18 protein-coding genes and 1 tRNA gene are annotated in these 18,498 nt (G+C 64.3%); 12 read left to right on the top strand and 7 right to left on the bottom strand.

What is annotated here, in order from left to right:
* The first annotated feature begins 43 nt into the window (after positions 1 to 43).
* Positions 44 to 967: a LysR substrate-binding domain-containing protein gene (locus tag DELCS14_RS05690; protein ID WP_013800829.1), complete on the top strand. Its 924-nt coding sequence runs from the start codon at positions 44 to 46 to the stop codon at positions 965 to 967.
* Between the two features lie 55 nt (positions 968 to 1,022).
* Here DELCS14_RS05690 and DELCS14_RS05685 read toward each other — a convergent pair whose 3' ends face one another.
* Entirely contained in the window at positions 1,023 to 1,298 is a 276-nt protein-coding gene (locus DELCS14_RS05685) for a hypothetical protein (RefSeq protein ID WP_013800828.1), read from the bottom strand.
* 72 nt (positions 1,299 to 1,370) lie between these two features.
* Between DELCS14_RS05685 and hemA the strand changes: the two genes are divergently transcribed.
* The 5 genes from hemA (at position 1,371) to DELCS14_RS05660 (ending at position 6,833) form a co-directional block, all read left to right on the top strand.
* Positions 1,371 to 2,696 carry a glutamyl-tRNA reductase gene (hemA, locus tag DELCS14_RS05680; protein WP_012207273.1) on the top strand — a complete coding sequence of 442 codons (1,326 nt, stop codon included), beginning with the start codon at positions 1,371 to 1,373 and terminating at the stop codon, positions 2,694 to 2,696.
* Between the two features lie 173 nt (positions 2,697 to 2,869).
* Complete coding sequence (gene prfA / locus DELCS14_RS05675) at positions 2,870 to 3,952, top strand: peptide chain release factor 1 (RefSeq protein WP_013800827.1); 1,083 nt, start codon at positions 2,870 to 2,872, stop codon at positions 3,950 to 3,952.
* A 10-nt stretch (positions 3,953 to 3,962) separates the two neighbouring features.
* The gene (gene prmC, locus DELCS14_RS05670) at positions 3,963 to 4,832 is read left to right on the top strand and encodes a peptide chain release factor N(5)-glutamine methyltransferase (protein ID WP_013800826.1); all 870 of its coding nucleotides are present in this window, start codon (positions 3,963 to 3,965) and stop codon (positions 4,830 to 4,832) included.
* 116 nt (positions 4,833 to 4,948) lie between these two features.
* The gene (gene grxD / locus DELCS14_RS05665; protein ID WP_012207276.1) at positions 4,949 to 5,272 is read left to right on the top strand and encodes a Grx4 family monothiol glutaredoxin; all 324 of its coding nucleotides are present in this window, start codon (positions 4,949 to 4,951) and stop codon (positions 5,270 to 5,272) included.
* 187 nt (positions 5,273 to 5,459) lie between these two features.
* Positions 5,460 to 6,833, top strand: a complete 1,374-nt coding sequence (locus DELCS14_RS05660) for a hemolysin family protein (RefSeq protein ID WP_034396907.1) — start codon at positions 5,460 to 5,462, stop codon at positions 6,831 to 6,833.
* A gap of 54 nt (positions 6,834 to 6,887) precedes the next feature.
* Here DELCS14_RS05660 and DELCS14_RS05655 read toward each other — a convergent pair whose 3' ends face one another.
* Positions 6,888 to 7,541 carry a lytic transglycosylase domain-containing protein gene (locus DELCS14_RS05655; protein ID WP_013800824.1) on the bottom strand — a complete coding sequence of 218 codons (654 nt, stop codon included), beginning with the start codon at positions 7,539 to 7,541 and terminating at the stop codon, positions 6,888 to 6,890.
* Positions 7,538 to 9,283 carry a proline--tRNA ligase gene (locus DELCS14_RS05650; protein WP_013800823.1) on the bottom strand — a complete coding sequence of 582 codons (1,746 nt, stop codon included), beginning with the start codon at positions 9,281 to 9,283 and terminating at the stop codon, positions 7,538 to 7,540. The genes DELCS14_RS05655 and DELCS14_RS05650 overlap by 4 nt, the downstream gene beginning before the upstream one ends.
* 93 nt (positions 9,284 to 9,376) lie before the next feature.
* On the opposite strand from DELCS14_RS05650, the gene DELCS14_RS05645 reads away from it, so the two are divergent.
* On the top strand, positions 9,377 to 10,066 hold the full coding sequence (locus DELCS14_RS05645) for an RNA pyrophosphohydrolase (RefSeq protein ID WP_013800822.1): 690 nt from the start codon (positions 9,377 to 9,379) through the stop codon (positions 10,064 to 10,066).
* Between the two features lie 66 nt (positions 10,067 to 10,132).
* Here the strand turns inward: DELCS14_RS05645 and proB are convergent, their stop codons facing one another.
* From proB to rplU, 4 genes are all read right to left on the bottom strand, one after another.
* A complete protein-coding gene (proB, locus tag DELCS14_RS05640) occupies positions 10,133 to 11,281 on the bottom strand; it encodes a glutamate 5-kinase (protein ID WP_012207281.1) in 1,149 nt (382 codons plus the stop codon).
* An 83-nt stretch (positions 11,282 to 11,364) separates the two neighbouring features.
* Positions 11,365 to 12,480 carry an Obg family GTPase CgtA gene (gene cgtA / locus DELCS14_RS05635; protein ID WP_012207282.1) on the bottom strand — a complete coding sequence of 372 codons (1,116 nt, stop codon included), beginning with the start codon at positions 12,478 to 12,480 and terminating at the stop codon, positions 11,365 to 11,367.
* Positions 12,481 to 12,629: 149 nt separating this feature from the next.
* Positions 12,630 to 12,887 (bottom strand): 50S ribosomal protein L27, encoded by a 258-nt coding sequence (gene rpmA, locus DELCS14_RS05630; protein WP_012207283.1) that lies wholly within the window; start codon positions 12,885 to 12,887, stop codon positions 12,630 to 12,632.
* 15 nt (positions 12,888 to 12,902) lie between these two features.
* Positions 12,903 to 13,214, bottom strand: a complete 312-nt coding sequence (gene rplU, locus DELCS14_RS05625) for a 50S ribosomal protein L21 (protein ID WP_012207284.1) — start codon at positions 13,212 to 13,214, stop codon at positions 12,903 to 12,905.
* Between the two features lie 230 nt (positions 13,215 to 13,444).
* Between rplU and DELCS14_RS05620 the strand changes: the two genes are divergently transcribed.
* From DELCS14_RS05620 to DELCS14_RS05600, 5 genes are all read left to right on the top strand, one after another.
* Entirely contained in the window at positions 13,445 to 14,374 is a 930-nt protein-coding gene (locus DELCS14_RS05620) for a polyprenyl synthetase family protein (RefSeq protein WP_013800821.1), read from the top strand.
* A 33-nt stretch (positions 14,375 to 14,407) separates the two neighbouring features.
* A tRNA-Pro gene (locus DELCS14_RS05615) sits at positions 14,408 to 14,484 on the top strand.
* A 130-nt stretch (positions 14,485 to 14,614) separates the two neighbouring features.
* Positions 14,615 to 16,357 (top strand): type IV-A pilus assembly ATPase PilB, encoded by a 1,743-nt coding sequence (gene pilB, locus DELCS14_RS05610; protein WP_013800820.1) that lies wholly within the window; start codon positions 14,615 to 14,617, stop codon positions 16,355 to 16,357.
* A gap of 38 nt (positions 16,358 to 16,395) precedes the next feature.
* Positions 16,396 to 17,613, top strand: coding sequence for a type II secretion system F family protein (locus DELCS14_RS05605; protein ID WP_013800819.1), 1,218 nt, complete (start codon positions 16,396 to 16,398; stop codon positions 17,611 to 17,613).
* Entirely contained in the window at positions 17,613 to 18,497 is an 885-nt protein-coding gene (locus DELCS14_RS05600) for an A24 family peptidase (protein ID WP_013800818.1), read from the top strand. Before DELCS14_RS05605 ends, DELCS14_RS05600 begins: the two co-directional genes overlap by 1 nt.
* Position 18,498 lies beyond the last annotated feature (1 nt).

The following is an 18,498-nucleotide window of genomic DNA, read 5'->3' as shown; positions in this document are numbered from 1 at the left end:
AGACGGCAAGCAACTATGACAAACCGTCATAATTGCATCCGTCATGCGCATGCACTCTCCCTCGCTTTCCGAGCTGCACGCCTTTGCGGCGGCGGCGCGCCTGGGCAGCTACTCGCTGGCAGCCCAGGAGCTGTATGTCACCCAGGGCGGCATCAGCCGCGCCATCGCCCGGCTGGAAGAGCACCTGGGCTTTGCCCTTTTCGAGCGCCAGGGCCGGCGCAGCGTGCTGACCGAGGCTGGCCGGGAATACCTGCAAGCCGTGGAGCCCTCCGTACACGCCATCGAATCGGCCTCGGCCGCCGCACGCAGGCGCCACTTCGGCCCGCAACTGCGGTTGTCGGTGGTACCCACGCTGTTCAGCCACTGGCTGATTCCACGCCTGCCGCGATTCAATGCCCTGCATCCGGGTATCGTCCTTTCGTTCGCCCCCTATCGGCGCGATGACCCGCTGTCCGCCGCCGAGATAGACGGCTGGCTGCGCGTGGGCAGCGAGCCCTGGCCCGCCCATGTGGTGGCCGACTATGTGGTGGGCCGCGATCTGGTGCCCATCTGCCATCCGCGCGAATTGCAGGGCCCGCAAGCCATTCGCAGCGCAGCGGATGTGCTTGCGCGCCCCTTGCTGTTTCACACCAACTACCCGGGCAACTGGGCGCGCTGGATGAGCCACCTCGGCCTGCCCGGGCCCTGCCCCGCGCCTGCGGCAGACTTCGAACTGGTGGCCCTGCTGGTCCAGGCCGTGGCTGCCGGCATGGGCGTGGCCCTGGTGCAGCGCTGCCTGGTGGAGGAAGACCTGGCCGCCGGCCGCGTGGCCCTTGCCTTGCCTGCACCCGTCCACATCGAACGCGGCTACTTTCTGTGCCGGCCGGCCGCGCGGGCGCCTTCCGAAGCGTTTGTGCAGTTCCGTGCATGGCTGCTGGAGCAGGCCGCGCCGGGTGCCGTGCCTCCAGCCGCAGTCTCAGGCCCCTGATCGCCGGGAGAAACGCCCTCTTCCGTTGATCTGCATCAATCTTTGCTGTCAGCCATCAGCGCCAGCCGCGCGAAAGCACCCACTGGCAAAGCGCCATCACGAGGACCAGGGCGGTGTAGGTCGCCATCTTTGCATCGCGCCCGAACCACCACAAACCGGCCAGCAACACCAGCGCACCAACAACCAAATTGATAGCAACCTGCAACCACCAGGCAAGGGATTGCTGCGATTTTCCATAGATCAAAAGCGCGCACAACATCAGGGCCGGCGACAGGAAAAGTGCAGGCGCCAGGAAGTTCAGCCAATGATTCGTACTCGCAATCCATCCCATGTGCGGGCTCCGATTCCAGGGTGTTGTGATCAGGGATGCCTGAAACTGCGCGAAATTTTATAATCCCGGGTTATGGCAGTCTGGGCACTCGGCATCAACCACCACACGGCTCCGCTTGATATGCGGGGACGTTTCGCGTTCGCGCTTGACCAGATCGTGCCCACGCTGCAGGGCCTGCGCGAATCGCTGACCGGCCCGGGCCGCCAGCACAGCGCCGTCGAGACCGCCATTCTCTCCACCTGCAACCGTACCGAGATCTACTGCGCGGCCGAGATGCCGGCCATGGACCACACCCTGCACTGGCTGGCCAACAGCGGCGGTATTTCGTCCGAATTGCTGCGCTCGCACTCCTATCTGCTGGAAGACGGCCATGTGGCGCGCCATGCCTTCCGCGTGGCCAGCGGGCTCGATTCCATGGTGCTGGGCGAGGCCCAGATCCTGGGCCAGATGAAGAATGCCGTGCGCGCCGCAGAGAACGCAGGCGCCCTGGGCAGCACGCTGAACCAGTTGTTCCAGCGCAGCTTCGCGGTGGCCAAGGAAGTGCGCAGCTCCACCGAGATCGGCGCCCACAGCATCAGCATGGCCGCTGCCGCCGTGCGGCTGGCCGGCCAGCTGTTCGAAGACCTGTCCCAGATCCGCGTGCTGTTCGTGGGCGCGGGCGAGATGATCGAGCTGGTCTCCACCCACTTCGCGGCCCGCCACCCCAAGCAGATCATGATCGCCAACCGCACGCTGGAGCGCGGCGAGAAGCTGGCTGCCCAGTTCGGCGCCGGCACCATGCGGCTGGCCGACCTGCCCGACCATCTGCATGAATACGATGCCGTGATCAGCTGCACGGCGTCCAGCCTGCCCATCATCGGCCTGGGCGCCGTGGAGAGCGCGCTCAAGAAGCGCAAGCACCGCCCCATGTTCATGGTCGATCTGGCCGTGCCGCGCGATATCGAATCCGAGGTCAAGGACCTGCGCGACGTCTACCTCTACACTGTGGACGATCTGGCCACCGTGGTGCGCACGGGCCAGGCCCAGCGCCAGGCAGCGGTCGAGCAGGCCGAAGTCATCATCGACCACGGCGTGCAAAGCTTCATGCACTGGCTGGACCAGCGCCGCCCGCAGGCCGGTGTGGTGCCGCTGATCCGCCAGCTCAATACCCAGACCGATGAATGGCGTGCGCTGGAGATTGCGCGCGCCAAGAAGCTGCTGGCCAAGGGCGAGGACATCGACACCGTGCTGGAGGCCCTGTCGCGCGGCCTCACGCAGAAAATGCTGCACGGCACCCTGGCCGAGCTGCACAAGGGCGATGCCGACCAGCGCAGCCAGACCATGGACACGGTCTCGCGCCTGTTCCTGCGCTCGGCCCAAAGCGGCCCGCGCGGCACGGCCCCCGACAAGGCGCTCTAGCGGCGCTCGCCGCCCCTGCGCAGGGCCGCGTGCCAGCGGGCCTGTGGCGCCCCGGCCGCACTTGAGGCCCCTCCCCGCCCCTCCCGGTTTTTACGGCCCATCCGCCCTTCCAGGCCCCCACGTTTCCCGCCGCAGTGCTGCCCGAGCAGCCCTTCGCATCACCGCCTCACACCATGCAAGACTTTCTGCGCCAACAACTGGAGCGCTACGCCCAGCGCCTTGAAGAACTCAACTTCCTGCTTTCGCGCGAAGACATCATGGGCGACATGAAGCAGTACCGTGCCATCTCGCGCGAGCACGCGGACGTCACCGCCATTGCAGGCCGCTATGCGCGCCACCGCCAGCGCGAGGCCGATCTGGCCGCCGCGCGGGAGATGCTCTCCGACCCCGACATGGCCGACATGGCGCAGGAGGAAATCGCCAGCGCCGAGGCCGAGCTGGTCCAGCTGGAGGACGAGCTGCAGCGCCTGCTGCTGCCCAAGGACCCCGATGACGCGCGCAACGCCTACCTCGAAATCCGCGCAGGCACGGGCGGCGACGAATCGGCCCTGTTCGCAGGCGACCTGGCCCGCATGTACACGCGCCACTGCGACGCGGTGGGCTGGAAGGTCGAGATCATGAGCGCCAACGAGAGCGAGCTGGGCGGCTACAAGGAAGTGGTGCTGCGCGTGGAAGGCGCAGACGTCTATGGCCGCCTGCGCTTCGAATCCGGCGGCCACCGCGTGCAGCGCGTGCCTGCCACCGAGACCCAGGGCCGCATCCACACCAGTGCCTGCACCGTGGCCGTCATGCCAGAGCCGGACGAAACCCAGGCCATCACGCTCAACCCTGCCGACCTGCGCATCGACACCTTCCGTGCCAGCGGCGCCGGAGGCCAGCACATCAACAAGACCGACTCGGCCGTGCGCGTGGTCCACCTGCCCACGGGCATCGTCGCCGAGTGCCAGGACGGCCGCAGCCAGCACAGCAACAAGGCCAAGGCCCTGCAGGTGCTGCAGGCGCGCCTGCAGGAAAAGGAGCGCAGCGAGCGCGAGGCCAAGGAGGCAGCACTGCGCAAGGGCCTGATCGGCAGCGGCGACCGCAGCGACCGCATCCGCACCTACAACTTCCCGCAGGGCCGGCTCACCGACCACCGCATCAACCTCACCATCTACAAACTGCTGGCCGTGATGGAAGGCGACCTGGGCGATGTGCTCGACGCGCTGCAGGCCGCACGCGAGGCCGAACTGCTGGCCGAGCTGCAGGTCAACAACTGAGGCCCGGGCCATGGCCAATCCACCCATCGTCAAAGAAGCGCTGCAGCAGGCCCAGGCCCTGGGGCTTGCGCGCATCGACGCGCAAATGCTGCTGCTGCATGTGCTCGGGCGCCAGTCTGGCGGCCGCGCCTGGCTGCTGACCCATGACGAGGACATGCTGACCGCCCCCCAGGCCGAGGCCTATGCCGCGCTGTGCGCACGCCGTCTTGGCGCGGAACCCGTTGCCTACCTGCTCGGCCACAAGGAGTTCTACGGGCTCGATCTGACCGTGGACGCGCGTGTGCTCGACCCACGCCCCGATACCGAGACCCTGGTGGACTGGGCGCTGGAGCTCATGCCAATTCAGTCCCAGGCAGCCCCCGCTTGCCGCGTGGTGGACCTGGGCACCGGCAGCGGCGCCATAGCCCTTGCCCTGCAAAGCCAGCGCCCCGGCGCCACGGTCTGGGCCGTGGATGCCAGCGCCGACGCACTGGCCGTGGCCAGCGCCAATGCCACGCGCCTGCAACTGGGCGTGCAGTTCGCACATGGCAGCTGGCTCCAGCCGCTGGCAGGGCAAGCACCGTTCGACCTCATCGTCAGCAACCCGCCCTATATCCGCGACGACGATCCGCACCTGCAGGCCTTGGCGCATGAGCCGCTGTCGGCACTGGCCAGCGGTGCCGATGGCCTGGCCGATATCCGCGCCATCATCGCTCAGGCGCCCGCGCTGCTGGCCCGCGGCGGCTGGCTGCTGATGGAGCATGGCTGGGACCAGGCCGATGCCGTGGCCGCCCTGCTGTGCCATGCCGGCTTTGGCGACGTGCAGCATCGCCACGACCTGGGCGGCATTGCCCGCTGCACGGGCGGGCAATGGCAAGGGCAGGCCAGAGCTCTGACCTGAGCTCTGGCCTGGGCGCAGCAATCCCGCATGCTTTCAAAGTCCGCGCCGAGAGTGAAATAATCCCATCCATGCCGCCGCGCCTGCGGCGCCCACCACGACCCCGGAGCACCACACAGATGAGCGACACCCAGCAACGCATCGACCAACTGGTCAAGAGCAACAACATCCTGCTGTTCATGAAGGGCAGCGCCAGCTTTCCCATGTGCGGTTTCTCTGGCCGCGCCATCCAGATCCTCAAGGCCTGCGGCGTGGAAACCAAGGACATCTCCACCGTCAACGTTCTGGAAGACCAGGAAATCCGCCAGGGCATCAAGGACTACAGCAACTGGCCCACGATCCCCCAGCTCTACGTGCAGGGCGAGTTCATCGGCGGCTCGGACATCATGATGGAGATGTACGAGTCGGGCGAGCTGCAGCAGCTGCTGGCACCCAAGGCCTGAGCCTTATCGCACCACGCGCCTTCGGCGCAGCATCGAGCCACCTTCGGGTGGCTTTTTTTCGCTTGCGCCGCGCTGCCGGCGGACTCCCCGGGCATGCCTCAGGGCCAGGGGCATGCGATGTGTGGTCGAATGGTCACATCTTTCACATCCGGAAAAGCGCGCCTGCGCCCGCTTCTCCGCCCTGCCTATGAGTCTGTCCCAAAGTCTGCTGTTGATCGTCGCGCTGATATTGACCAGTGCCTTCTTCTCCGTGGCCGAGATCTCGCTGGCCGCCTCGCGGCGCCTGCGACTGCGGCAGATGATGGAGGACGGCGAACCCCGCGCCGAACTGGTCATGAAGATGCAGGCCCAGCCGGGCGAATATTTCACGGTCACGCAGATTGGGCTGAATGCCGTCGCCATCCTGGGCGGCGTGGTGGGCGAAGGGGCATTGACCCCCTATCTGGCCGAGCTGCTGATGCTCTGGCTGCCTGACAGCCGCGCGCAGACCGTGGGCTTCCTGCTCTCGTTCGCCAGCGTCACCTCCCTGTTCATTCTGTTCGCCGACCTGCTGCCCAAGCGCCTGAGCATGGCCGAGCCCGAGGCCCTGGCCATCCGCGTGCTGCGCCCCATGCTCTGGTGCATGGCCGTGCTCAAGCCCCTGGTCTGGTGCTTCAACCACCTGGCCGACGCCGTTGCCAAGCTGTTCGGCCTGCCCACGGTGCGCGATGACCGCATCACCCACGAAGACATCCTGGCCATGACCGAAGCTGGCGCGCGCGCAGGCGTGCTGGCCGCGAAGGAGCAGCAGGTGATCGCCAACCTGTTCGAACTTGACTCGCGCACCATCGGCTCGGCCATGACGCAGCGCGACCGCATCGCCTACTTCCACCGCGACGACCCCGATGAACTGATCCGGGTCCGCATTGCCGAAGAACCTTTTTCCACCTACCCCGTGTGCGACGGCGACATCGACCACATCGTCGGCTATGTCGATGCCAAGGACCTGTTCCAGCGCGCGCTGAACAACCAGTCCCTGTCGCTCATGGACGACTCGCTGGTCCACAAGGTGCTGGTCGTGCCGGACCGCCTGACGCTGGCCGAGGTCCTGGAGCAGTTCCGCCAGGTGCATGAGGACTTTGCCGTCATCGTCAACGAATACAGCCTGGTGGTCGGCGTGGTCACGCTCAATGACGTGATGAGCACGGTGATGGGCGGCCTGGTCAGCCCCGGCGACGAGGAGCAGATCCTGCGCCGCGACGAGAACTCCTGGCTGATCGATGGCGTCACGCCGGTAGAGGATGTGATGCAGGCCCTGGAGCTCGACGAGTTGCCGCATTCCGAGGACTACGAAACCCTGGGGGGCTTTCTCATGGTCATGCTTCGGCGCATTCCCAGGCGCACGGACACCGTGCAATGGGGCGGCTACCGCTTCGAGGTCATGGACGTGGACAGCTACCGCATCGACCAGGTGCTGGTCACGCGCATGTCGGGCAGCAGCCCGGCCGCCCCGCCCAATGCAGGCGATACGGCCGCCGCCGTAGCCAAGGTGTCCAGCATGTCGCCGGACACGTCGTCCTGAAAACGCAGCAAGGCAGGCCTGCAGGACTGCCGCCAGGCGCCAGCCTGCGGCCCCTCAGGCCGAGCGCGAGGGCTCGATCTCCCAGCGGCGCTGCGCAGCAAACACCGCATTCGGATACTGGGGCTGGCCGCGGCTGCCGTTGTAGCGGCCCAGCGCCATGTAGGCATCGCCGTTTTCACGGTCCAGATAGTGGCGCAGGATGACGCAGCCAAAGCGCAGATTGGTCTGCATGTGGAACAGCTTGCCGATGTCGCCATCGCCGATCAGCCGCATCCAGAACGGCATGATCTGCATATAGCCGCGCGCGCCCACGCTGGAGATGGCGAACTTGCGGAACGCGCTCTCCACCTGCACCAGTCCCATCACCAGCGAGATTTCCAGTCCGGCGCGCTTGGCCTCGTACCAGACGGTCTGCAGGAACTCCAGCCGTGTTGCAAGTTCGGGCTTGCGCGAGCGCAGGCGCTCGCTGCTGGCCGTGAGCCAGCGCAGGTAGTCCATGCGGGCCTCGGTGGAGGCAAAGCGCAGCTCGGGCGGCGCCGATCCCGTGACGGCCGAACTCAGCGCGGTGCGCACCGAATCGGCCAGCGGCTCTTCCAGCTGCCCGCCGGCCCAGGCGGGCGCGGCCACCGCGCCCAGCAACGGCGCAGCACCCAGCGAAGCCGCCAGGCGCAGGCAATCGCGGCGCGCTATCACGGGGGCCTGGCTCACAGACCCAGCCTCTGCTTGAGATGGCCCAGCACATCGGCAGCGGCCATCTTGGTCGCTTCCGTGTCGCGGCGATGCTGGTACTCGACCTGGCCTTCCTTGAGGCCCCGGTCGGACAGCACCACGCGGTGCGGCACGCCAATCAGTTCCCAGTCGGCAAACATGGCGCCCGGGCGTTCGCCACGGTCGTCCAGGATCACGTCCACGCCCAGTGCCAGCAGCTCGGCATGCAGCTTCTCGGCAGCTTCCTTCACGGGCTCGCTGCGGTCCATGCCGATGGGGCAGACCACCACGGTGAAGGGCGCAATCGCGTCGGGCCAGATGATGCCGCGCTCATCATGGTTCTGCTCGATGGCGGCAGCCGGCAGGCGCGTCACGCCAATGCCGTAGCAGCCCATTTCAAACAACGAGGGCTTGCCGTTCTCGGCCAGGAAGGTGGCATTCATGGCCTGGGAGTACTTGGTACCCAGGTAGAACACATGGCCCACTTCGATGCCGCGCTCAATGGCCAGCTCGCCTGCGCCATCGGGGGACTTGTCGCCGGCCACCACATTGCGCAGGTCGGCCACGACATCAGGCTCGGGCAGGTCGCGGCCGAAGTTCACGCCGGTGATGTGGAAGTCGGCCTCGTTCGCGCCGCAGACCCAGTCGGCCATCACGGCCACCTCGCGGTCCACGACCAGCTTCACGGGCTGCTTCAGGCCGATGGGCCCCAGGTAGCCGGGCTGGCAACCGAAGTGCTCCTCGATCTCGGCCACAGTGGCAAAGCGGAAGCCCACGTCCAGGCCAGGCACCTTGGCCACCTTGATCTCGTTCATCTCATGGTCGCCGCGCAGCAGCAGCAACCAGACCTGGCTTCCCGCCACCTCGCCCTTGTCGTCGAGCTTGTCGGTGGCCAGCACCAGGGACTTCACCGTCTGCGACAGCGGCAGGCCCAGCTGGGCGGCCACGGATTCGCAGGTGCTGTTGCCCGGCGTTGCCACACGGGCCATGGCCTGGGCTGCAGCGGGACGGGGGCCTGCAGGCGCCAGGGCCTCGGCCTTCTCGATATTGGCGGCGTAGTCGCTGCTGGGGCAGTAGACGATGGCGTCTTCGCCCGTGGAGGCGATCACCTGGAATTCCTCGCTCAGATCACCGCCGATGGCGCCGCTGTCGGCACGCACGGCACGGTACTGCAGGCCGAAGCGATCGAAGATGCGCTTGTAGGCCGCGCGCATGGTCTGGTAGCTGATCTGGGCGGTGTCGCGGTCCTTGTCGAAGGAATAGGCGTCCTTCATGATGAATTCGCGGCCACGCATCAGGCCAAAGCGCGGGCGGCGCTCGTCGCGGAACTTGGTCTGGATCTGGTAGAAATTCTTGGGCAGCTGCTTGTAGCTCTTGAGCTCCTGGCGCGCAATGTCCGTCACCACCTCTTCGCTGGTGGGCTGGATCACGAAGTCACGGCCATGGCGGTCCTTGATGCGCAGCAGCTCGGGGCCCATCTTCTCGAAGCGGCCCGTCTCCTCCCACATCTCGGCAGGCTGGACCACGGGCATGGTCACTTCCACGGCACCGGCACGGTTCATTTCCTCGCGCACGATGGCCTCGACCTTGCGGATCACGCGCAGCCCCATGGGCATGTAGTTATAGATGCCTGCGCCCAGCTTCTTGATCAGGCCGGCCCGCGTCATGAGCTTGTGGCTGACCACTTCGGCGTCGGCCGGAGCTTCCTTGAGGGTGGAGATGAAAAATTGGGAGGCTTTCATGGATCAGGGGCTTCGCGGGAATCGGGGCAGCGTGCTTGCCGCTGGCAAGGCACCGTGCATAATGGACACAATTCAGAAAATTGGGGTTCGATTATGCTTGACCGGGACGGATTTCGCCCGAACGTCGGCATCATCCTGCTCAACCAAAAGAACCAGGTGTTCTGGGGCAAGCGCATCCGCACCCACAGCTGGCAGTTTCCACAGGGCGGCATTGACCGGGGGGAGACACCCGAACAGGCCATGTTCCGGGAACTGCATGAGGAAGTGGGGTTGATGCCCAACCACGTTCGCGTGGTCGCCCGCACCCGGGACTGGTTGCGCTACGAGGTGCCAGACCGGTACATCCGCCGCGATGCGCGCGGACACTACAAAGGCCAGAAGCAGATCTGGTATTTGCTGCAACTCATGGGTCACGACTGGGATTTGAACCTGCGTGCCACCGACCACCCCGAATTCGACGCCTGGCGCTGGAACGACTACTGGGTGCCACTGGATGTGGTGGTGGAGTTCAAACGCGGCGTCTACGAAATGGCCCTGACCGAACTGGCACGCTTTCTGCCACGGGGCGAGCAGCAGCGCAACCGTTATCTTCGCAGCGGCATGCGCCCCAGGGAAGCCCATGAAACAGGCCCCGAGACCTATGGCGCTCCAGGCTTGCATCCGGCGCGCTCAGGCAGCTTTCGCGTCAATCCCGGCATGGAGTTGCCGCCTGGCGCCTGCTTCGACCCTGATCCACAGTCAGGGCAGCAGCAGATCTTGCACCCCGATCCAGGCAAGGCCTGAAGCCAAAGGCTCCATGCAAAAGCGCACCCGAGGGTGCGCTTTTTCTTTGCCCCGATTGCGCAAGCATCAGTGCCCGGCAATCACCATGTTGTCGCGGTGCACCATCTCCGGGCCTGCGGAATAGCCCAGCAGGCGCTCGATCTCCACCGAGCTCTTACGACAAAGCAGGCGCGCCTCGGCACTTGCATAGTTGGCCAGACCACGCGCCACCTCGATGCCCAGCGCATCGCGCACGGCAATCACATCGCCGCGGGCGAATTCGCCATCCACATTCACCATGCCGATGGGCAGCAGGCTCTTGCCTTCGTCGCGCAGCTTGGCCACGGCGCCGGCATCCACGGACACGGAGCCGCGCAGCTGCAGATGGTCGGCAATCCACTGCTTGCGCGCCTGGTTCTTGTGGGTCTGCGCCACGAGCAGCGTGCCAATGGACTCGCCCGCAGCCAGACGCACCAGCACGTCCTGTTCACGGCCCCAGGCGATGACGGTTGAAGCACCCGAGCCCGCCGCACGCTTGGCTGCGAGGATCTTGGTGATCATCCCACCCTTGCCGATGGACGAGCCCGCGCCGCCCGCCATCTCCTCCAGTGCAGGATCGCCGGCATTTGCCACGTCGATGAAACGCGCATCGGGATTGCTGCGCGGATCGGCGCTGTAAAGGCCTCGCTGATCGGTCAGGATGACCAGGGCATCGGCTTCGATCAGGTTGGCCACCAAAGCACCCAGGGTGTCGTTGTCGCCGAACTTGATCTCATCGTTGACCACGGTGTCGTTCTCGTTGATCACCGGCACGATGCCCAGCTCCAGCAGCGTCAGCAAGGTGTTGCGCGCATTCAGATAGCGCTCGCGGTCCGCCAGGTCGGCATGCGTGAGCAGCACCTGGGCACTGCCCATGCCCTGCTCGCGCAGCTTGGACTCATACATCTGTATCAGCCCCATCTGGCCCACGGCTGCGGCGGCCTGCAGCTCATGGATCTCCTTGGGCCGCGCGGCCCAGCCAAGGCGCTTCATGCCTTCAGCCACCGCGCCGCTGGAGACCATGATCACCTCGCGCCGCTGACCGCCATGGCTCTCATCCCCGCGCACCAGGGCCGCCAGCTGGCGGCTCCACTCCTGGATGGCGGCCTCATCAAGACCGCGACCTTCATTGGTCACCAGGCTGGAGCCGACCTTGACCACGATGCGATGGGCATCACGCAACAAGTTGGAAGACATGGATGGATAGTGATTCTTGCAGCGCAGGCCCAGGCAGGCCGCGCCGCTGTTGTGATCAAGGCGATGGGAGCGGCAGGCGGCTCTTACTCGGAATCGCGGGGTGCAAAACGCGGATCGGTGAGATCCACGCCATCACCCTCGACTTCGACGAAGCGCGGATCGATTTCCTTGGGACCGGCTTCGATCTGCTGCTGCTCATGCACATGTTTGTAGATGGTGCGGATCAGCACTTCACAGCCTTCGCGCGTCAGGGCGGAAATCTCGAAAACCGGCCCCTTCCACTTGAAGCGCTTGACGAAGTCCTTGACGCGTGCAGCGCGCTCCTCGGCCGGCACCATGTCCAGCTTGTTGAGCACCAGCCAGCGCGGCTTGTTGTACAGCTCGGCATCGTACTTCTGCAGCTCGCCCACGATGGCCTTGGCCTGGGCCACAGGATCCACGCTGTCATCGAACGGCGCCAGGTCCACCACATGCAGCAGCAATCGGGTGCGCTGCAGATGGCGCAGGAACTGGTGGCCCAGGCCCGCACCTTCCGAGGCGCCTTCGATCAGGCCAGGGATGTCGGCCACCACAAAGCTCTGCTCGGCAGCGACGCGCACCACGCCCAAATTGGGATGCAGCGTGGTGAACGGGTAGTCGGCAATCTTGGGACGCGCATTGGAGACCGCGGCAATGAAGGTGGACTTGCCCGCATTGGGCATGCCCAGCAGTCCAACGTCGGCCAGCACCTTGAGCTCCAGCTTGAGATTCTTGCGCTCGCCAGGCCAGCCCGGTGTCTTTTGCCGAGGCGCGCGGTTGATCGCGCTCTTGAAGCGCAGGTTGCCGTAGCCGCCGTCGCCCCCCTTGGCAATGGTGACCACCTCACCGGCCGTCAGCAGCTCGTAGAGCACCTCGCCGGTTTCGGCATCGCTGATGATGGTGCCAACCGGCATGCGCAGCGTGATGTCGTTGCCCGCTGCGCCGAACATGTCCGAGCCCTTGCCGTGCTCACCGCGCGTGGCATCGTGCCGGCGCGAGAAGCGGTAGTCCACCAGCGTGTTGAGGTTGACATCGGCCACCGCGTAGACATGGCCGCCACGGCCACCGTCTCCACCATCGGGACCGCCAAATTCCTTGTATTTTTCGTGCCGGAATGACACGCAGCCATTGCCGCCGTCACCGGCGGAAATGTCGATATAAGCTTCGTCGACGAACTTCATGAGGCATCCAGTTTACAAAAAGCAGTGTGCACCAGACAGCCCCAGGCCACACCTCAGAGACGGAAAAGAGGGCGAAGGCACGATGCACAACCCTCCTGAAACGACAAAGCCCCGACAGGTCGGGGCTTCGAGCGTCGAAGTGACAGGGCTTAGGCAGCCGTCACATTGACCGTGTGCTTGGACAGTGCACCCTTGACAGCAAACGACACGTGGCCGTCCACCAGAGCGTACAGGGTGTGGTCCTTGCCCACGCCGACGTTGTCGCCGGGATGGAACTTGGTGCCACGTTGGCGCACGATGATCGAGCCGGCCGTGATCAGTTCACCACCGAAAGCCTTCACGCCGAGCATTTTGGGCTTGGAATCGCGCCCGTTTCGCGTAGAGCCGCCGCCTTTTTTCTGTGCCATGACTCAGCTCCTGAATTAAGCAGCGATCGCCACGATCTGCAGCTCTGTGAACTGCTGGCGATGGCCTTGGCGCTTCTGATAATGCTTACGACGGCGCATCTTGAAGATGTGCACTTTGTCGTGCTTGCCGTGAGCAACCACGGTTGCCTTGACAGACGCACCGGACACCAGAGGTGTGCCGACCTTGATTTCAGCGCCGTTGCCGACTGCCAGAACCTGATCGATCACAACTTCTTGGCCTACGTCCGCAGCAATCTGTTCTACCTTGATCTTTTCGCCGGCTGCAACGCGATACTGCTTGCCGCCGGTTTTTATGACTGCGTACATTTAAACCTCTTGAATTTGAGAGTTCCGCGAACGAATTTCCACGGAAGCCGGAGATTCTAGCACGCACTCACATTCTTTGCATGAAGCGCTCCCACCCCGCGCCCAAACAACCGCCAGGGCGGGCCGCAGGCGGGATCGCTCTTCCTATAATTGCCGATCCACTTGGCGGCCACAGTACCTTGACCACAGCTCTCTCCACCCCCAATCCGCTTGCCCTGATCACTGACGACATGCGCGAGGTGGATCATGTGATCGCCCAGCGCCTGACGACCACCGTCCCGCTGATTGCCCAGATCTCCCAGTACATCATCGCTGCCGGCGGCAAGCGCCTTCGCCCAGCCCTGCTGCTCATGGTCTGCAATGCGCTGGGCTACGAAGGCAGGGACAGACATGTCCTGGCGGCGGTGGTCGAGCTGATTCATACCGCCACCTTGCTGCACGACGATGTAGTGGACGAGTCCACCCTGCGCCGTGGCCGCCCGACGGCCAACGAGACCTTCGGCAATCCGGCCAGCGTGCTGGTCGGCGACTTCCTGCACTCGCGCTCCTTCCAGATGATGGTGGAAGTGGGCAGCATGCGTGTGCTCAAGATCCTCTCGGACGCCACCAACGTGATCGCCGAGGGCGAGGTGCAGCAGCTCATCAACACGCACGACGCCTCGCTGGACGAAGCTGGCTACCTGCACGTCATCCGCTCCAAGACCGCCCAGTTGTTCGAGGCCAGCGCGCAGCTGGGCGCCGTGCTGGCCGACGCCTCCCGCGAGATCGAACAGGCCTGCGCCATATATGGACAGGCACTGGGCACCGCCTTCCAGATCATTGACGACGTGCTCGACTACACAGGAGACACCCAGGAAATGGGCAAGAACCTGGGCGACGACCTGCGCGAAGGCAAGTGCACCCTGCCGCTGATTGCCGCCATGCAGCGCGGCACTCCGGAGCAGGCTGCCATCGTGCGCAACGCCATCGAGCAGGGCTCAACCGAGCAGTTGTCTGCCGTTGTGGATATCGTGCGCAGCACAGGCGCGCTGGATGTGGCACGCGAGGCTGCACACGCCGAGGCGCGCCGCGCCATTGACGCAATAAATGTGCTCCCGAGCAATTTGCATACGGCAAGTTTGCTACAATTAGCCTCTCAGCTTTTGGAGCGACGCACCTGATTTCAGGCTGCATTGCTTTGTCTACAAAAGCAACGGGGTGTAGCTTAGCCTGGTAGAGCGCTACGTTCGGGACGTAGAGGCCGGAGGTTCGAATCCTCTCACCCCGACCATTTCTGGTCACTTCATCACCACGCCACCATTGAGCCAGGTTCAAGACCTGGGTGCGCAACAGTGCGTCTGGCCTTTCAAGCCTTCAGGGATGATAGGATAAATGTCCTTTCCTCTCAAACGTCTTGCTACATGGCTGTTGCTGACTCCTCGCTCAAGAATGCTTCCGCTGTTGCATCGCTTCCCGGTATCGGGCGAGCCCTGATATCAGCAGGCAAGGTGTCGCAGCAGGCAGCGGAAGCCGCCGCCAGCAAGGCCGGCGCCAACCGCACCTCGTTCATTGCCGAGTTGAGCAACGCAGGCATCCTCTCAGCCCTGGAAGTGGCCGAGACGGTCTCCACCATGTTCAGCGCGCCGCTGCTCGATCTTGATGCCATCAACGCCGCGCGCCTGCCGCATGAGTTGCTGGACGCCAAGATCATCAGCTCCTATCGCGTCCTCCCCTTGAGCAAGCGAGGCAACCGCATCACGGTGGCCACGGCCGACCCGACACAGCAGGAAGCTGCAGAGCAGATCAAGTTCACCACCCAGCTAGGCGTGGATTGGATCATCGTCGAAGCCGACAAGCTGGAACGCCTGATAGCTCAGCAGAGCAAAAGCGCCAGCGAAACCATGGAGAGCTACAGCGGAGGCGGCGATTTCGAGTTCGGCGACCTCAAGCCCGACGAGGTTGCCGAGGAAAAGGACAACACGGCGGCAACGGAAGTCGAGGACGCGCCCATCGTCAAGTTCCTGCACAAAATGCTGCTCGACGCCTTCAACATGCGCGCGTCGGACCTGCATTTCGAGCCTTACGAACATCAGTACCGCGTACGCTTCCGGATTGACGGCGAGTTGCGTGAGATTGCATCGCCCCCCATTGCGATCAAGGAGAAGCTGGCCTCGCGCATCAAGGTGATCTCGCGCATGGACATCTCGGAAAAGCGGGTTCCGCAAGACGGGCGCATGAAGCTCAAGGTGGGTCCGGACCGCGTCATCGATTTTCGCGTGAGCACCCTGCCCACGCTCTTTGGCGAGAAGATCGTGATCCGTATTCTGGACCCGAGCTCGGCCAAGATGGGCATTGATGCCCTGGGCTACGAACCCGAGGAAAAGGCACGCCTGCTTGAAGCCATCGGGCGCCCCTACGGAATGATTCTGGTGACAGGCCCCACCGGCTCGGGCAAGACGGTGTCGCTGTACACCTGCCTGAACATGCTGAACAAGGCCGGGGTGAACATCGCGACGGCAGAAGACCCCTCGGAAATCAACCTGCCCGGCGTCAACCAAGTCAACGTGAACGAAAAGGCAGGCCTCACCTTTGCGACGGCGCTGAAGGCCTTCCTGCGCCAGGATCCCGACATCATCATGGTCGGTGAAATCCGCGACCTGGAAACCGCCGACATCTCGATCAAGGCCGCGCAGACCGGCCACTTGGTGCTGTCCACGCTGCACACCAACGACGCACCGACCACATTGACGCGCATGCGCAACATGGGCATTGCCCCCTTCAACATCGCATCGAGCGTGATCCTGATCACCGCCCAGCGGCTGGCCAGGCGCCTGTGCCCCCAGTGCAAGGAGCCTGCGGATATCCCGCGGGAGGCGCTGCTGGAGGCGGGCTATGACGAGGCGGACATCGACGGTAGCTGGGTCACCTACAAGCCCGTGGGCTGCCAGGCATGCAACAACGGCTACAAGGGACGCGTCGGCATCTACCAGGTGATGCCGATCAGCGAGGAAATCCAGCGCATCATCCTGCAAGACGGCAGCGCGCTGGAGATCGCGGCACAAGCCAAGCGTGAAGGCGTGCGGTCTCTGCGCGGATCCGGACTGCACAAGGCCAGACTAGGACTGACCTCACTCGAAGAAGTGCTGGCAGTTACCAATGAGTAAATAGCGCGAACAGCGCAGACAATAAACGAGGGAGCACGATGGCCACAGCCGCGTCCAAAGGAATCAAGGAATTTGTCTTTGAATGGGAGGGCAAGGATCGCAACGGCAAGATCGTCCGCGGCGAAACCCGGGCTGGGGGCATCAACCAGGTCCAGGCCATGCTGCGCCGTCAGGGCGTGCTTCCCAGCAAGATCAAGAAGCGCCGTACGCGCGGCGGCAAAAGAATCAAACCCAAGGACATCGCGCTGTTCACGCGCCAGATGGCCACGATGATGAAGGCTGGTGTCCCGCTGCTGCAGGCCTTCGACATCGTCGGGCGCGGCAACACCAACCCCAGTGTCACGCGCCTGCTGGCCGATATCCGCTCCGACGTGGAGACGGGCACCTCGCTGAATGCGGCCTATCGCAAGCACCCCATGTACTTCGATAGCCTCTACTGCAATCTGGTGGAGGCCGGGGAAGCGGCCGGTATCCTGGAAGCCCTGCTGGACCGCCTGGCCACGTACATGGAGAAGACCGAGGCCATCAAGTCCAAGATCAAATCGGCGCTGATGTACCCGATCTCGGTCATCGTGGTGGCCTTCATCGTCGTGACCATCATCATGATTTTCGTGATCCCGGCCTTCAAGGAAGTGTTCAGTTCGTTCGGCGCTGACCTGCCGGCGCCGACGCTGTTCGTGATGGGCATCAGCGATGTCTTTGTCCAATGGTGGTGGTTGATCTTTGGCGTGATTGGCGGCGGCCTCTACTTCTTCATGCAGGCCTGGAAGCGCAACGAGCGCATGCAGCAATTCATGGACCGTACGCTGCTGAAGGTGCCGGTCTTTGGCGTGCTGATCGAGAAATCCTGCGTCGCACGCTGGACGCGCACGCTGTCGACCATGTTTGCGGCAGGCGTTCCGCTGGTCGAGGCACTGGATTCCGTGGGCGGCGCCTCCGGGAATGCCGTCTACGCCAATGCCACCGAGAAGATCCAGCAGGAAGTCTCCACCGGCACCAGCCTCACGGTAGCCATGACCAATGCCAACGTCTTTCCCTCCATGGTGCTGCAGATGTGCGCCATCGGCGAGGAATCCGGCTCCATCGACCACATGCTTGGCAAGGCGGCCGATTTCTACGAGGAGGAGGTCGATGACATGGTGGCTGGCCTGTCCAGCCTGATGGAGCCCATCATCATTGTTTTCCTGGGCACCCTCATCGGCGGCATCGTTGTTTCGATGTATCTGCCCATCTTCAAGCTGGGTCAGGTGGTCTGATGGTTTTGGAACTCTGGATGCAGGCTGCATTGGGCGGCCTGCTGGGCCTGTTGGTTGGCAGCTTTCTCAACGTGGTGGTGCACAGGCTGCCCCGCATGATGGAGCAGCAATGGAATGCGGAATGCGCCCAATGGGCGCAGGAGCAATCCGGCGCCACGCCTCCCTCTGCTGCGCCTGCCCCTGCCGAGCCCCCCCTGAGCCTGAGCCGCCCCCGCTCGCGCTGCCCGCATTGCGGCCATGCCATCCACTGGTACGAGAACATTCCCGTGCTCAGCTATCTGGCGCTGCGGGGCCGGTGCTCGGAATGCAAGGCATCGATCAGCATCCGCTACCCGCTGGTGGAACTGGCCTGCGCCGCGCTATTCGCCTACTGCACGATGCAATGGGGCATCACGCCCACGGGGGCCATCTGGTGCCTGTTCAGCGCCGCCTTGCTGAGCCTGGCGCTGATCGACTGGGATACCACACTGCTCCCCGACGACATCACCCTGCCCTTGCTGTGGGCCGGGCTGCTTTCATCGGCACTGCACTGGACCGCCGTGCCTCTGGCCGACGCGGTCTGGGGTGCCGCAGCGGGCTATCTTTCGCTGTGGCTGGTCTACTGGGCCTTCAAGCTGGCCACCGGCAAGGAAGGCATGGGCTACGGCGACTTCAAGCTGTTTGCCGCGCTTGGGGCTTGGTTCGGCTGGCAGGCTCTTGTGCCCATCATCCTGATCTCGTCCGTGATTGGCGCCATCGTGGGCATTGCGCTGAAGATCAACAGCCGCCTGCGCGAAGGTGGCTATGTTCCCTTCGGCCCCTTTCTTGCGGGCGCCGGCTTTGCCGCCATGGTGTTCGGCCCCCAGCAGATGCTGCAATCCCTGTTGGCGGCCATCGGTCTTTGAT

The sequence above is a fragment of the Delftia sp. Cs1-4 genome (genome assembly GCF_000214395.1).
Classification (GTDB): domain Bacteria; phylum Pseudomonadota; class Gammaproteobacteria; order Burkholderiales; family Burkholderiaceae_C; genus Comamonas; species Comamonas acidovorans.
Note: the sequence above shows the minus strand (reverse complement) of the source record. Positions and strands in the feature narration are given on the sequence as shown.